The organism is Brevundimonas sp. Bb-A (genome assembly GCF_009394735.1).
Taxonomy (GTDB): Bacteria; Pseudomonadota; Alphaproteobacteria; order Caulobacterales; family Caulobacteraceae; genus Brevundimonas; species Brevundimonas aurantiaca.
Window position 1 is genome coordinate 2978618 of sequence record NZ_CP045456.1, and the last position, 14240, is coordinate 2992857.

The 14240-nt window shown below is 68.9% G+C and carries 10 protein-coding genes and 2 pseudogenes; 4 read left to right on the forward strand and 8 right to left on the reverse strand.

All coding sequences use genetic code 11. The annotated features are described in order from the left end of the window. Nucleotides 1-34: 34 nt before the first annotated feature. The 7 genes and pseudogenes from BSP_RS14685 to BSP_RS14710 all read right to left on the reverse strand — a co-directional run bounded on the left by BSP_RS14685 (nucleotide 35) and on the right by BSP_RS14710 (nucleotide 9154). Complete coding sequence (locus BSP_RS14685) at nucleotides 35-2101, reverse strand: capsular polysaccharide biosynthesis protein (RefSeq protein WP_227975980.1); 2067 nt, start codon at nucleotides 2099-2101, stop codon at nucleotides 35-37. A 228-nt stretch (nucleotides 2102-2329) separates the two neighbouring features. Next, nucleotides 2330-2845 (reverse strand): annotated as a pseudogene (locus BSP_RS16675) (DALR anticodon-binding domain-containing protein); the annotation flags it as partial. 231 nt (nucleotides 2846-3076) lie between these two features. Beyond that, nucleotides 3077-4752 (reverse strand): annotated as a pseudogene (gene glyS, locus BSP_RS16680) (glycine--tRNA ligase subunit beta); the annotation flags it as partial. Continuing rightward, complete coding sequence (locus BSP_RS14695; protein ID WP_152950823.1) at nucleotides 4752-5165, reverse strand: hypothetical protein; 414 nt, start codon at nucleotides 5163-5165, stop codon at nucleotides 4752-4754. The pseudogene glyS and the gene BSP_RS14695, both read right to left, overlap by 1 nt. After that, nucleotides 5162-6055, reverse strand: a complete 894-nt coding sequence (locus tag BSP_RS14700) for a glycine--tRNA ligase subunit alpha (protein WP_152950824.1) — start codon at nucleotides 6053-6055, stop codon at nucleotides 5162-5164. The genes BSP_RS14695 and BSP_RS14700 overlap by 4 nt, the downstream gene beginning before the upstream one ends. 86 nt (nucleotides 6056-6141) lie before the next feature. Then, nucleotides 6142-7026 carry a 4-(cytidine 5'-diphospho)-2-C-methyl-D-erythritol kinase gene (locus tag BSP_RS14705; protein ID WP_152950825.1) on the reverse strand — a complete coding sequence of 295 codons (885 nt, stop codon included), beginning with the start codon at nucleotides 7024-7026 and terminating at the stop codon, nucleotides 6142-6144. 223 nt (nucleotides 7027-7249) lie between these two features. After that, nucleotides 7250-9154 carry a tetratricopeptide repeat protein gene (locus tag BSP_RS14710; protein ID WP_152950826.1) on the reverse strand — a complete coding sequence of 635 codons (1905 nt, stop codon included), beginning with the start codon at nucleotides 9152-9154 and terminating at the stop codon, nucleotides 7250-7252. 97 nt (nucleotides 9155-9251) lie between these two features. On the opposite strand from BSP_RS14710, the gene BSP_RS14715 reads away from it, so the two are divergent. Together BSP_RS14715 and BSP_RS14720 are read left to right on the forward strand one after the other, a co-directional pair. Beyond that, complete coding sequence (locus BSP_RS14715; RefSeq protein WP_227975981.1) at nucleotides 9252-9470, forward strand: type II toxin-antitoxin system PrlF family antitoxin; 219 nt, start codon at nucleotides 9252-9254, stop codon at nucleotides 9468-9470. Next, nucleotides 9457-9792: a type II toxin-antitoxin system PemK/MazF family toxin gene (locus BSP_RS14720; RefSeq protein ID WP_152950827.1), complete on the forward strand. Its 336-nt coding sequence runs from the start codon at nucleotides 9457-9459 to the stop codon at nucleotides 9790-9792. The genes BSP_RS14715 and BSP_RS14720 overlap by 14 nt, the downstream gene beginning before the upstream one ends. Before the next feature lie 19 nt (nucleotides 9793-9811). Here BSP_RS14720 and BSP_RS14725 read toward each other — a convergent pair whose 3' ends face one another. Beyond that, nucleotides 9812-11467, reverse strand: a complete 1656-nt coding sequence (locus BSP_RS14725) for an electron transfer flavoprotein-ubiquinone oxidoreductase (RefSeq protein ID WP_194167034.1) — start codon at nucleotides 11465-11467, stop codon at nucleotides 9812-9814. Between the two features lie 196 nt (nucleotides 11468-11663). Between BSP_RS14725 and BSP_RS14730 the strand changes: the two genes are divergently transcribed. After that, complete coding sequence (locus BSP_RS14730; protein WP_152950829.1) at nucleotides 11664-12461, forward strand: uracil-DNA glycosylase family protein; 798 nt, start codon at nucleotides 11664-11666, stop codon at nucleotides 12459-12461. A gap of 101 nt (nucleotides 12462-12562) precedes the next feature. Next, nucleotides 12563-14236: a lytic transglycosylase domain-containing protein gene (locus BSP_RS14735; RefSeq protein WP_152950830.1), complete on the forward strand. Its 1674-nt coding sequence runs from the start codon at nucleotides 12563-12565 to the stop codon at nucleotides 14234-14236. The last annotated feature ends 4 nt before the right edge of the window (nucleotides 14237-14240 follow it).

Consider the following 14240-nt stretch of genomic DNA (forward strand, 5'->3'; position numbering starts at 1 on the left):
TGCTTGAGGAAGCGCGTTTCCTTTGAAGACGCCTTCAATAGGACGGCGGCGGCCTGCGGTCGAGAGAGGCGATGATCCCGGCGGCCCAGCGCTGAACCTGGCCACGCGGCGCCGGGGGCGGCGGCAGATCGCGGGCCGCGATCAGGGCCTGGACCAGATCCTCGGCCTCGCAGGGCCAGCCCGTCGGCGTGACATAGATCGGATAGTGGATCAGGGCGGCCAGGATCAGATGATCGACCGTGGCGCGCCGGGTGCGGCGCTCGAAGCCCAGCCGGTCGTCGGTCAGGCCCCAGCCGGCGTAGAAGGGCCGGCCATAGACTGACACCGCCCGACCCCGCATCAGGGCCTCGAATCCGGTCAGGGAGGTCAGGGTCGCGACCCGGCGGCAGGCGTTCAGGCAGTCGATGATGTCCAGCCCGTCCGCAACCGCATCGACCGAGGCCAGGGCCGAGGCGTCCAGCCGTCCGGGCCGGTTGCCCGCCAGAACGTCGGGGTGGTTGCGATAGACCAGAAAGGCGTCCGGGTGATCGGCCCGCGCGGCCTCGACCAGGGCGGAGTTGGTGTTCAGGTCCGGTTCGCAGCCCAGCAGGATCGACTTGTCGTTCTCCACCTGGCCGACGACCAGCAGCACTTCGCGATCGCCACTCCTGTCTTTGGGCCAGTCCGCCGGCGCCTGGCCCTTCAGATTGTATTTCGACAGGCCGGCCTCGACGATGCGGGTCCGAAGCGCAGCGGCGCGGGCCAGCTGCTCCGGCGTGGCGGCGGTCGTCTCGATCAGGGTTTCCAGCCGCGACGGGCGCGAGGGGTCGTAATAGACGCCCTGATCGTCCAGGGCGACCGACAGGGCGCCGACGAAGTCCGAGCCCAGGCCGCGAGAGCGGATGAAGCCGTCCTCCATGCGGACGGTCGGGCCGCTGAAGTCGGCGGCGGCCCGGCGCACGGCCTCGCTCTCCTTGCCCGCCCACCAGATCAGCCGGCCGTTGGTCGCGGCGGCGTGGGCGGCGGCGCGCGACGGCGACATGAAATAGCGCATCCGCGCCTTGGGCGAGTTCAGCAGGCGGCGCACCGGCGGGCGTTTGGCCGGGGCGAAGCCGACGGCGGACCAGGCGCCCGCCAGACGGTCGGCGCGGTCCCGCAGGGCGATCAACCGCTCCAGCGCCTGTTCGGCCTCGCACCGTTCGCCGGTGACGGGATCGACATAGCGGCTGTAGGCGATCAGGGCGGCGGCGGCGACCTGTTCCACCGAGCGCGCCGCGCCGCGTCGGCCGGTGGCCACGGCGTCGGTCGTCAGGCCCCAGCCGGAATAGAAGGGCGCCCCGAAACAGCGCACCGGCAGACCGCGCAACAGGGCCTCGAATCCGAGCGCAGACGTGACGCAATAGACGGCGTCCACCGCCGCCAGCAGGTCGGCGGGCCGCACATCGGCGTCCACCAGGGTGACGCCGGACAGATCGGTGATGCAGCCCCTCTTCTTGCCTGCCGCCACGGCCGGGTGGCGTTTGACGATCAGCTGCGCCTCGGGCTCGTCGCGCCGGGCGGCGGCGACCATGGCGTCGAAACTGTCTTGCGTCGCCAGCCCATAGCCGATGGAGGCGTCGCCGAAGGTCTGGTCCACGATCAGGACGCGGCGGCCGGGCCGCAGCAGGCCGGGGTCCAGCGGCCCGCCCATATTGGTCTTGGACACGCCCGAGGCGACGATCCGGTCGATCAGGGCGCGGGCGCGGGCGGCCATGGCGGCGTCGCACCAGGCGTCGGCGGTCTGGATCAGATGTTCGAGGCGGCTGGGCCGGGTGGCGTCATAATAGACGCCCAGATCATCGACGATCAGGCTGAGGCTGGCCGCCCCCGCCTCCCCCAGGCCGACCGAACGGAGGAAGCCGTCTTCCAGCGCCACATAGGGGCGGTTGTTCGCGTCCGCCCAACGGCGACCGGCGGCGGCGGTGGGCTTCAGGCCCCAGCCGAGCACGGCCTGAACCTGATCGCCCGGCAGGCGGCGCAGATCGTAGTCGTTCAGGAAGACGTCTAGAAAGGGGACCTTCAGCACGCCGGGCGCGCAGACCCAGGCGGGGGTTTTGGCGGCGATGTCCGAGGTTGGGGTCAAGGCGGGTCCGACGGATTGAGCGCGAGGTTTAGGGCGGTTGGGGGCGTCGGGCTAGAGTGCGCTGATCTTCCCTCGCTTGCGGGGGAAGTGTCAGGCCGTGGCGCGCAGCGACACGCCTGACGATGGGGGAAGTCTTCTTGTCGAAACAAGCCTCCCCTCTCCGACCCTGGTCCGGCTACGCCGGACGCCGGGCCACCTCTCCCGCAAGCGGGAGAGGGTCTTCAGCACCTACCCCGCGATCTGGCCGAAGTCCGCCACCTGGCCCATCACGTCGCGCACCTGGCCCAGCAGTTTCAGACGGTTGTCGCGTTCCTCGGGAACGTCGGAGTTGACCATCACCGCCTCGAAGAAGGCGTCGACCGGCGCGCGCAGGGCCGCCAGGGCCGTCATGGCGGCGGCGAAATCCTCGGTCTCCAGCGCGGTCTCGACGGCGGTGCGGGCGGCGCCGACGGCGAAGGCCAGGACGGTCTCGGCCTCGGGCTGGTTCGCCAGGCCGGTCTGGACCATGCCGGTCGGGACGGGCCCCTTCTTCTCCTCGGCGCGCAGGATGTTGGAGGCGCGCTTGTAGCCGGCCAGCAGATTGGCGCCGTCGTCGGTGGCGAGGAAGGCGGCCAGGGCCTCGACCCGGCGCACGATGAGGACGAGGTCGTCGTCGCCTAGGGCGAAGACGGCGGCGACGAGGTCGTGGCGCTGGCCCTGATCGCGGAGGAGGACGGTCAGGCGGTCGGCGAAGAAGGGCAGCAATGACCCCGTCAGCGCTTGCCAGCGAGAGAAAGATACCTCGAATTGCTGCTCAATATCTGTGACGAGCCACTCTTTCCCAATGGGCAAGGGATCGACCGTGAGCCAGACGCTTGCGCGACCTTGTCGCCAGTTGTCCAAATCGAAGCAAACTGACTTAACCGCCTCACTGCCAGCCAGTTCATTGGCAAAGCCGTAGCCTCGCGTAAGAGCTTCATCTCGTAGCTCTTGCGTTCGCTCCGCTGAAAGTTTTTCAGTCGCTAGGAAGACGGGTTTTTCAGCCATTTGGCTGATCAAATTTGCGGCAGCTCGCCAAACAAAATGATCCAGCGATAACCTCGAACCCGTTTCAAGAACGAGCCGCGTGAACCCAAGCGTTGCACGCCGCAGCGCGAACGGATCCTTCGACCCCGTGGGCTTTTCGTCGATGGCGAAGAAGCCGACCAAGGTGTCCAGCTTGTCGGCCAGGGCGACGGCGACCGTGACGGGTGCGGTCGGGACCGTGTCGGCGGGGCCTTGGGGCTTGTAGTGGTCGCGGATGGCGTCGGCGATGCGGTCGCGCACTTGAGGCGTCCAGCCCCCTCCACCGCTCCGCGGTCCCCCCTCCCCCAAGGGGGGAGGATTGATCCGTGCGATCTCCCCCCCTCGGGGGGGAGTGGCCGCGAAGCGGTCGAGGGGGGCGCGCTCAGCGCGCGCGTAATAGCCGCCCATGATCCCCTGCAGTTCCGGGAATTCGCCGACCATGCCGCTGGCCAGATCGGCCTTGCACAGGCGGGCGGCCATCTCGGCCTCGTCCGCATCGGCGCCGACCAGGGGGGCGATCTCGCGGGCCAGAGCGGCGATGCGCTCGACCCGCTCGGCCAATGTGCCCAGTTTGGCGTGGAAGGTGACGCCCTTCAGCTTTTCGTTCCAGGCGTCGAAGCCGACCTTCTGGTCCTCATCCCAGAAGAAGCGGGCGTCGTTCAGGCGGGCGGACAGGACGCGGCTGTTGCCGGCGGCCAGGGCCTTGCCGCCGTCGGGCCTCGACATTGGCGACGACCAGGACGTTGGGGGCGGGGCGCGCGCCGGGCGGGGTCCCGCACGGCGAAATACTTCTGGTGCACCTTCATCGACAGGCGCACGACCTCGGGCGGCAGGGCCAGGAACTGGGGGTCCATGTCGCCCAGGATCGGGGTCGGCCATTCGGCGAGCCCCGCCACCTCGTCCAGCAGGCCGTCGTCGTCGACCAAGACGAGGCCGCGCGCGGCGCAGGCGGCCTTGGCCTGTTCCAGGATGCGCAGCTTACGATCGGCCACGTCGATCAGGACGAACTCCCGCTCCAGCTGGGTGCGGTAGTCGACGAAGTCGCTGACCTTCAACAGTTGGCCCGAGCCGAGGAAACGGTGGCCCTCGGTGACGGCGTCGGACGGGATGCCGTCGATCTCGAACGGGACCACCTTGCCGTCGAAGAGGCACAGGATGCGCTTGATCGGGCGGACCCAGCGCAGGCTTCCCGAGCCCCAGCGCATCGACTTGGGCCAGGGGAAGGCGCGGATGACCTGGTCCACCGTCTCGGCGATCAGATCGGTCGTGGCCCGGCCCTTGGACGACAGGACGGCGTAGAGGACGCCGTCGCGCTCGGTCAGTTGATCGCGGGTCAGGCCGGTCTTGCGCAGGAAGCCTTCAAGCGCCTGTTCCGGGGCCGAGGCCTTGGGCCCCTTGATCTCCTCCTCGCGGTCGGGCGTGGCGGCGGGCAGGCCGTCGATCACCAGGGTCAGACGGCGCGGGCCGGCGTAGGTCGTCAGGGCCTCCCAGGTCAGGCCGGCGGCCTTCAGCCGGTCGGAGACCATGCGGTCGAGGTCGCGCGCGGCGCCCTGCTGCATCCGGGCGGGGATTTCTTCAGAGAAGATTTCGAGGAGGAGTTGGGGCATCAGTCAGCTTGTCTGCGTTGGATCGACAGGTTGAGGTCGCGCACCACACCTGTCTCGTCGGCATGGAAACCGACCAAAATTTCAAAGGGCACAGGGCTGAGCGCCGCGCCGCTGATTATATCTGCGAACTGCTGGCCGACCACGAACTGAGCACTGACGCCATGTTCGTGTTCAAACACATGACCAAGGGGCTCATCGTCTTCTAGCGGAACCGCGAGAAACGAACCCTGCAAGGGGCAGTCCTTTTCGCCGTCCAGTTCAAAGGTCGTCTGAAACGCCCATTGCACTTCCTGCGACGCGACTTTGGTCATCGGGACATACAGCGCTTCGTTGGCTACGATCGCTCCACCGCCGACCGGCTTGATCAGCTTTGGGCGGCGGTCAGCCAGAGAGATGACGGTATCATCTCTCATGCCTCGGCCCGTTCCCGCTCTACATAGGCCGTCGCGCAGGCTTTGCAGAGTTCGCGGATGCGGCCGATGTAGCTCTGGCGTTCGGCGACGGCGATGGCGCCGCGGGCGTCCATCAGGTTGAACAGGTGGCTGGCCTTCAGCACCTGATCATAGGCCGGCAGGACCAGGGGCTGGCCCTGGGGTCCGGTCAGGGCCAGAAGGCGCGAGACCTCGGCCACCATATCCTCGAACCGGCGCTTCAGACCGTCCACGTCATAGCCGTGGAAGTTGGCTTCCGACTGCTGGCGCTCGTTCTCCAGGAAGACCTCGCCGTATGTCAGCCCCTCCTTGGTGAATTTGAGGTCATAGACGTTGTCCACGCCCTGGACGTACATGGCCAGACGCTCCAGCCCGTAGGTCAGCTCGCCCGAAACCACATCGACCTCGATGCCGCCGACGCCCTGGAAATAGGTGAACTGGGTCACCTCCATCCCGTCACACCAGACCTCCCAGCCCAGGCCCCAGGCCCCGACCGTCGGGTTCTCCCAGTCGTCCTCGACGAAGCGGATGTCGTGCAGTTTCGGATCAATCCCGATCGCCGCCAGCGAGCCGAGATAGAGCTCCTGAAGATTGTCCGGGTTCGGCTTCAGAATGACCTGGTATTGATAATAGTGCTGGAGACGGTTCGGGTTTTCGCCATAGCGGCCGTCGCCGGGGCGGCGGCTGGGCTGGACATAGGCGGCCTTCCACGGCTTTGAGCCGAGCGCGCGCAGGACGGTGGCGGGGTGGAGCGTGCCGGCCCCGACCTCGATGTCATAGGGCTGGAGGATGGCGCAGCCCTGGTCGCCCCAATAGCGATGCAGGGTCAGGATCAGGTCCTGGAAGGCGAGCGGCTCGGTCGAGGTGGTCAAATCGGGCTCGGGAGGGGCTGGAAAAAAGGACGGCGGACCATAGGGCCCGGCGCCGCGCGCTTCAACACGCGCGGGGGATTTATGGCTCAGGCGGCGGCGAGGCGGGTCGGGGCGACCCAGGCCGTGGGATGGGCGGCCGACAGGGCGGCGGCGGCGGCGGCGGCGTCCTCGCTGGACCGGCACAGGCCGAAGACGGTGGCGCCCGAGCCGGACATGCGCGCCAGGGCCACGCCGGGCGTCGTCGCCACGGCCGAAACGGCGCCGGCTATGGTCGGGGTCAGGGCCTCCGCGGGCGGCTGAAGATCGTTGCGAAGACCCGCCAGCCAGTCGATCACGACCGCCGGGCTCCAGTCGGCGGGCGGCGCGGGCCAGGCAAGGGCGTGGGCAGCGGCGCGCGGCGGACCGGCGTCATAGGCCCGGTAGACGGCGCCGGTGGGCGAAGGGACGCCCGGATTGAACAGGACGGCGTGGAGCGGCGGCAGGCGCGGCTCGTCGGTCAGCCGCTCGCCTCGCCCCTCGGCCCAGGCGGTGCGCATGCGCAGGCACATGGGGCCGTCGGCGCCTATGACCCCCGCCACGGCCTCCAGTTCCACATCGTCTATGTCCAGCCCCAGGGCCTGACGCGCCAGTTTCAGGGCGGCGCCGGCGTCGGAAGACCCCCCGCCCAGGCCGGCGGCGATGGGCAGGCGCTTGTCCAGCGTCACCCTCAGCGGCGGCTCGCCGGTTCCGGTCGCCTGGCCCAGGGCGCGAAGGGCGCGCAGGATCAGATTGTCGGGCTCGGCCGCCAGACCCGCGCCGAACGGGCCACTCACGCTCAGCGACAGGCGGTCGGCGGGCTCGACCGTCACCCGGTCCCCGACCTCGGCGAAGGCGACCAGACTGGACAGGGGATGATAGCCGTCGGCGTCCACCGGGCCGACGTGCAGGAACAGATTGATCTTGGCCGGGGCCAGGGCCGTGAGTGGTGGCATGGAGTAGGTCTTAGCGACTTGGGGGCTGGGTCGGAACGGGGAATACGGCGCCCCTCTCCCTTCCCGGTCGTCATCCTAGCGCTTGTCCCTAGGATCCAGACTCCCGGTGTTCGAGCGGGCGCACGTCTGCGGACACACCGGGAGTCTGGATCCCCCCCACAAGGGCGAGGATGACGGGCGTGGGTGTGGCAGCGCGGGGGCTGAGCGTGCGGTGGCGCGCCCCCTATTGCGGCACGCCGGTCGCGGGGCCGGCGTCGTCCAGGCCGTTGGCGATCTTGCGTTCGACCTCGACCTTGCGTTCGGGCTCCGGGTCCAGGCTCAGGACGCGGTTCCACAGCCAGACCGCCTCGCGCCGACGTCCCACCTTCCAATAGGCGTCGCCCAGGTGGTCGTTGATTTCGGCGTTGGCCGGTTCCTTCTCGACCGCCTGCTCCAGGGTGACGACGGCGGTGTCGTAATAGCCCTGCTTGAACTGGGCCCAGCCCAGGGAGTCCTGAATATTGCCGTTGTCGGGCGCAGCGGCGTGGGCCTGGGCCAACAGGCCGGCGCCCTGATCGACACGCAGGCCCCGATCCACCCACAGATAGCCGAGATAGTTCAGCACGTCGGCGTTGTTCGGGTCTGCCTGATGCGCGGCCCACAGTTCGGCCTCGGCCTCGGGGATGCGGTCCAGCGATTCCAGCGCCGCGCCGCGCAGGAAGTGGATGTGGGCGCCCTGGTCCGCCGTGTTCAGCAAGGGACCGTTCAACAGGGTCAGGGCCGCCTCGAACTGTTGCGCCTGGATCAGCTGGCCCGCCAGGACCAGGGCGATGCGCGGATCGTCCGGCTGGGCGGCGGCGGCGGCGCGCAGTTCGGTCAGGGCGGCCTCGGACTGGCCGTCCTCCTCCAGATTGATCGCCAGCTGGGCGCGGGCGCTGGCGTAGAGAACCGGGTCCTCCGGCCCGACGCGCGACAGGGCGGTGCGGGCGGCCGCCTTCAGCCCCACCCGGTCCAGCACCTGGGCCAGCTGAATCTGGGTCGCCGCGTCCTCGTGCAGGTTCAGCGCAAGGCGCAGATAGACCACCGCAAACTCATTGCCGCGTTCGGCCACGGCCTGGGCGGCGGCCGTGGCCAGGGCCTGGGCCGCGCCCTGGCGGAAGTTCGGAGCGGGCGGAGGCGGATCGCCGGCCTGGAGGCGCGCCAGGGCGCGGGCGGTCGCCAGATCGGTCTGTCCCTGCATCGCCGCCTGATAGACGGCCAGGGCCTGATCCCGCTTGCCGCGCCGCTCCAGAAACTCGCCATAGGGCCGGTGGAACAGGGCGCCCAGGGTCGGCAGATCGGACAGGGCCTTCAGCTCGGCCTCCGCCTCAGCGTATTTGCGACGCTTTTCCAAGAGAAGGGCGCGGTTCTGACGCGCAAAGGCCAGGGTGACGGGATCGCCCTGGGCCGGAGGCGCGGCCAGGGCGCGGGTCCAGTCGCCGGCCGCCCCCGCGATCCAGGGCGCGACCATCAGCCCGGCGCGGGCGTGCGGGGCGGCGATGGACCGGGCGGCCAATGCGGCGTCGGCGGCGCGGGCGTCGCCGTGCACGAAGGTCTGGACCGCTGCGATCAGACGCCCGCCCTCGGTGAAGGCCGGCGAGGCGTCGGCGGTCGGCGCCAGCCGGGCCGCCACGTCCAGATCGCCGCTGAGCAGGGCCGAGGTGAAGGCCTGTTCGCGCAGGCGCGGCTGTTCCGGCGTCAGGGCCTCGGCCTGGGCCAGAAGATCGGCGCCGCGTTCGCCCTCTCCCGTCATCAGGGCCAGTTTTCCGGCGAGATACAGGCCATAGGCGCTGCGGCCCTGGGCGTCGGTCGGAATCGGCGACCAGATTTCGGGGATGGGCGGGGCGGCCGGTTCGTCATCGCCCGCGACGTCGATCGCCGGATCGCCGCCGGGCGTCTTTTCCTGGGGCGCGCCGTCCTCGGGTTCGTCTTCGGCGGGCGCGGCTTCAGGCGTCTGACCCGGCTCGAGGATTATGGCGGGCGGATGGTCCTGGGACGGATTGACGGACGGCGACGCCGGCCTTGTCTCCTGCGCTACCGCCCCCTGGGCTATGGCCAGTGCGAGGACGGTCAGGGAGGCGGCGAACAGGCGCGAATGGGAGGCGATCATGCGCCGACCCTTCACGCTTTCCTCTGCCCCTGCAAGTGGGCGGATGGTTGACGACGGCCGATAAGGGCGTACCGTAAGGATAATCCTTACGGAGGCGATGATGATCACCAGCCGCCTGACGTCCAAAGCCCAGACGACCATTCCCCAGCCCGTGCGCGCCGCTCTGAAACTGCAGGACGGCGACGAGCTGATCTACGAGATCGAGGGGAATCGGGTTCTGTTGAAAAAGGCCCGCAAACCGGTCGCCGACGACCCCTTTGCGACCTTCGAGGAATGGGACGGCGAAGCAGACCGCAAAGCCTATGCCGACCTTTAAGCGCGGCGACGTCGTCCGCATCCCCTTTCCCTATACCGACCGCAACACCCGCCAGCATCGGCCAGGATTGGTGGTGTCCGCAGGCGGGATCGGGGATCAGGCCGCCTTGATCTGGGTGGTGATGATCACCAGCGCCGCCAACCGGCGCTGGCCCGATGATCTGGACCTGGGTAACCGTTATGGCGAATCCGGCCTGCCCGCCCCCTCGGTCGTGCGCCCCTCCAAGATCGCCACCATTGAAGCGTCGGCGGCGGAACGGATCGGGGCGTTGGACGAGGCGCGACTGGCTGTCGTCATGGAGACGATCCGGCGCTGGCTATGACCCCAGCGCCGGGATTGCCTCACATGTTCGGATAGTTCGGGCCGCCGCCGCCCTCGGGCGTGGTCCAGACGATGTTCTGCGACGGATCCTTGATGTCGCAGGTTTTGCAGTGGACGCAGTTCTGGGCGTTGATGACGAAACGGGGATCGGTCTTGGCGACCTCGTCCGCATAGACGACCTCGTACACCCCCGCCGGGCAGTAGAGACGGGCCGGTTCGCCGTATTTGGGCAGGTTGACCTGGATCGGCTTGGACGGGTCCAGCAGTTTCAGGTGGGCCGGCTGCTCTTCCGCATGGTTGGTGTTGGAGATGAAGACCGACGACAGCTTGTCGAACGACAGTTTGCCGTCCGGCTTGGGATAGGCGATCGGCTTGTGATTGGCCGCCGGCTCGGTCGAGGCGGCGTCGGTCTTGCCGTGTTGCAGGGTCGGGATCGGCGACCAGCCGCCCAGCAGGGTGCGGCACCACATGTCGAACATGCCCAGAGCCCCGCCCAGGGTGGTGCCGAACTTCGACAGCAGGGGCTTGGCGTTCCGGACGACCGACAGCTCCTTATAGACCCAGCTCTTCTTGAAGGCGGCCTCATACTCGACCAGTTCGTCGCCGCCGCGTCCGGCCTGAACCGCGTCATAGGCGGCGTCGGCGGCCAGCATGCCGGTCTTCATGGCGTTATGGCTGCCCTTGATGCGGGGCACGTTCACAAAGCCGGCCGAGCAGCCGATCAGGACGCCGCCGGGGAAGCTGAGCTTCGGAATGGACTGAAGACCGCCCTCGGTGATGGCCCGTGCGCCGTAGGAGATGCGCGTGCCGCCTTCCAGGTGCGAGGCGATGGCCGGGTGGTGCTTGAAGCGCTGGAACTCGTCGAACGGCGACAGATGCGGGTTCTTGTAGTTCAGGTGGACGACATAGCCGATCGCCACATAGCGGTCGCCGAAATGGTACAGGAAGCTGCCGCCGCCGGTGTGCTCGTCCAGCGGCCAGCCGGTGGTATGCTGGGCCAGGCCGGGCTGGTGCTTATCCGCCGGCACCTGCCACAGCTCCTTCAGGCCGATGCCGTATTTCTGAGGCGACCTGCCGTCCTGAAGCCTGTGCTTGGCGATGATGGTCTTGGCCAGGGAGCCGCGCACGCCCTCGGCGATGAAGACATATTTGCCGTGCAGTTCGATGCCCGGCTGGAAGTCGCCGGTCGGCTTGCCCTCGCGGTCGATGCCGAAGACGCCGGCGACGACGCCCTTCACCCGACCCGTCTCTTCTTCCCAGACGACGTGGCTGGCGGCCATGCCGGGATAGACCTCGACGCCCAGGGCCTCGGCCTGTTCGCCCAGCCAGCGCGCCACATTGCCCAGGGAGGCGATGTAGCAGCCGTCATTGTGCATGAAGGGGGGCATCAGCCCCATCGGCAGGGCGGCAGACCCTTGCGGGCCCAGCAGCAGGAAACGGTCCTGGGTGACCGGCGTCTCCAGCGGGGCGCCGCGCTCCTTCCAGTCGGGGAAGAGTTCGTTCAGCGCCTTGGGGTCGATGACCGCGCCCGACAGGATGTGGCCGCCGACCTCGGCGCCCTTTTCCAGCACGGCGACGCTGATTTCCTTGCCGTCCTTTTCCGCCCGCTGTTTCAGACGGATGGCCGCCGACAGACCGGCGGGGCCGCCGCCGACGATGACGACGTCATACTCCATGACCTCGCGCTCGACGCCCTGAAGAGCCTCCAGCGGCGGCAGATTGTCGATGATGGCTTCCTGGCGGGCGTTTTCCGCGCCGCCCTCGATGGCTTCTTCGGCCATGTCTTCCCCTGAAATCCTGCTTGTTCGTGTGGTTATGCCGCTTATCGGAAGGTGACGCGAGGGCGGTCAAGGCTTATCGGTGTGTTGAGACATGAACGCGCAACCTCACGAGATCGCTGCAATCGAAAGCCTGCTCGCCTTTTGGCGGGATGCGGGGGTGGACGCCTGCTACGGCGAGGCGCCGGTCGATCACACCCATCTGGCCCCGCCCCCCGCCCTGAAGGCGGTGCAGAAGGCCACGGCCTCGGTGGCCGCGCCCCTTGCCGGACCCGGCGCAGCCGAGGCGATCGCCGAGGCGAGACATCTGGCGGCGGGGGCCGCCACGCTCCAGGATCTGGCGGCGGCGGTGGCGGCGTTTGAAGGCTGTCCGCTGCGCGCCATGGGGGCGACCCAGTCGGTCTTCGGGCGTGGCGACCCGAACGCGCCCGTCCTGATCATCGGCGAAGGTCCCGGCGCCGAAGAGGACCGGATGGGCCAGCCCTTCGTCGGCAAGGCCGGAAAGCTGCTGGACCGAATGCTGGCGGCGGCGGGTCTGACCGGCAAGGTCTTCATCACCAACACCGTCTTCTGGCGCCCGCCGGGCAACCGCACCCCGACCCCGCAGGAGCAGGCCGTCTGCGCCCCCTTCGTCGAGCGCGCCTTTGCGCTGTTGCAGCCCAGGGCGGTGCTGTTGCTGGGCGCGGCCTCGGCCAAGTCGGTGCTTCAGACCGAGGAGGGCATCATGAAAATCCGCGGCCAGTGGCGGGAGTGGCGCCTGAACGAGGGCGCCGTGTCCGCGCCGGTCGTGCCGACCCTGCACCCCGCCTTCCTTCTGCGTCAGCCCCAGGCCAAGCGGCTGGTCTGGGGCGATCTGTTGGCGCTTTCGGCTCGGCTGGACGGCGCAGGTTGAGGTTACCGCCGCTTTAAGGCATCATGATCGTTTGACGACCAACGCCACACGATCCCCGCCTGACGAGAACGGGCAGGGCGACGCCAACGGGGCCGCCGCGTATGTTGATGTTCCGCCGGGCGCTGATCGCCCCGACTCTGGTGCTTTCGCTCGCCTTCGCCGGCGCGGTGCAGGCCGAGGCGCCTGCAGAGGGAATGGCTGACGTCAGTTCCGGTTCCGTCCGCCCCACGGCCCTGAGTTCATCTGATCGCCTGTCCTACACCACCGCCTTCGACGCCCTGCGGCGCGGCGACATCGAGGCGGCCCGCCTGTCGGCGCGTCAGGCTCAGGACCGCGTCCTGCTGGGTCAGGTCGAGTTCGAAAGCCTGTTCCACCCCGACCATGTCGCCACCTATGAAGAGCTGACGGCCTGGCTTGAATCCTATTCAGACCTGCCCTGTGCGGACCGGGTTTACGCCCTGGCGATGCGGCGTCGGCCCGACGGGGCGCCGGAACCGGTCAAGCCGGGCGGTCTTCTGGGACGGACCTGGAACAGCGTCGTCGCCGCCGTCTCGGGCGGACCGGCCGTCGATCCGATGAAGGCGGCGCGCGTCGCATACAACAACGACGACCTGACCGGCGCCTCGGCCGTCGGCCGCGAGATCGGCGACTGGTGGACGGTCGGCCTGGCCGAATGGCGGCTGGGTCAGTTCCATCAGGCCTTCGCCGCCTTTGAGCGCGTCGCCAATGATCCGACCGAAGACCCGTGGGTCCGCGCCGGCGCCGCCTATTGGACCGCCCGGGCGGCCTCCCAGTCCGGCCGCCAGGACCGGGTCAACGACTATCTGCGTCTGGCGGGTCAGTGGCCGGCGACCTTCTACGGCCAGATCGCCCTGCGTCAGCTGGGTGAAGAGCCGGCGATCGAAAACCTGGGGCCCCGCCCCTATGAGGCCCAACCCCGGCTGCAGCGCGCCGTCTATGTGCCCCAGGACGGCCGCGTCGGGGCCGATGAGCTGAACGCCTTCGTCCAGAGCGACGCCCGCGCCCGGCGCACCGTCGCCTATTATGAGGTCGGCCGTCGCACCGAGGGCGAGAACGAGCTGCGCGCCGGGCTTCGCACCGCGGTGGGCGACGCCGCGCGGATGTGGATGGCCCTGGCGCGGGTGATGATGCCCAGCAGCGGCGCCGACGTCGCCCGGATCGACGCGACCCGCTTCCCCATGCCGGTGCTGGAGCCGGAGGGCGGCTTCGTCATCGAGAAGGCCCTGGTCTACGCCCTGGCGCGCAAGGAGACCGACTTCAATCCCGACGCCCGGTCCGGCGCCGGCGCCTATGGGCTGATGCAGGTCATGCCGACGACGGCGGCAGAGATGACGGGCGACCGCACCTTCGTGACCGACCCGACCAAGCTTCTGGTCCCGGCGACCAATATGCGGCTGGGTCAGGCCTATGTCAGCCGGATGCTGAACCTGCCGGCCTTCCAGGGCGATCTGTTGCGCGCGGTCGCCTCCTACAACGCCGGCCCTGGCCCGATGCTGGCGGCCCTGAGAAAACTGGGGCCGGACGCCGATCCCCTGCTGCTGATCGAGACGATCGACGTGCCCCAGGCCCGCGAATATGTGGAAAAGGTCGTCGCCGCCTATTGGATCTATCAGCGTCTGTTCGGCGGCCCGCTGAAGACCCTGGATGCGGTCGCTTCGGGCGCCCGGCTCGTGCCGCTGGCCCTGGACTATACGCCGCCGGCGGAACAGCCCCTGATGGTGGCCCAGGCCAGCCCGATCGCCGGCGCCCAATAGGGTT

Bases quoted from the DNA above. Each gene is read 5' to 3' on its own strand.
- BSP_RS14720 (WP_152950827.1), top strand. From the start codon at position 9,457: ATGCCGACCTTTAAGCGCGGCGACGTCGTCCGCATCCCCTTTCCCTAT.
- BSP_RS14695 (WP_152950823.1), bottom strand. From the start codon at position 5,165: ATGAGAGATGATACCGTCATCTCTCTGGCTGACCGCCGCCCAAAGCTG.
- BSP_RS14725 (WP_194167034.1), bottom strand. From the start codon at position 11,467: ATGGAGTATGACGTCGTCATCGTCGGCGGCGGCCCCGCCGGTCTGTCG.
- BSP_RS14710 (WP_152950826.1), bottom strand. From the start codon at position 9,154: ATGATCGCCTCCCATTCGCGCCTGTTCGCCGCCTCCCTGACCGTCCTC.
- BSP_RS14730 (WP_152950829.1), top strand. From the start codon at position 11,664: ATGAACGCGCAACCTCACGAGATCGCTGCAATCGAAAGCCTGCTCGCC.
- BSP_RS14715 (WP_227975981.1), top strand. From the start codon at position 9,252: ATGATGATCACCAGCCGCCTGACGTCCAAAGCCCAGACGACCATTCCC.
- BSP_RS14735 (WP_152950830.1), top strand. From the start codon at position 12,563: ATGTTGATGTTCCGCCGGGCGCTGATCGCCCCGACTCTGGTGCTTTCG.
- BSP_RS14705 (WP_152950825.1), bottom strand. From the start codon at position 7,026: ATGCCACCACTCACGGCCCTGGCCCCGGCCAAGATCAATCTGTTCCTG.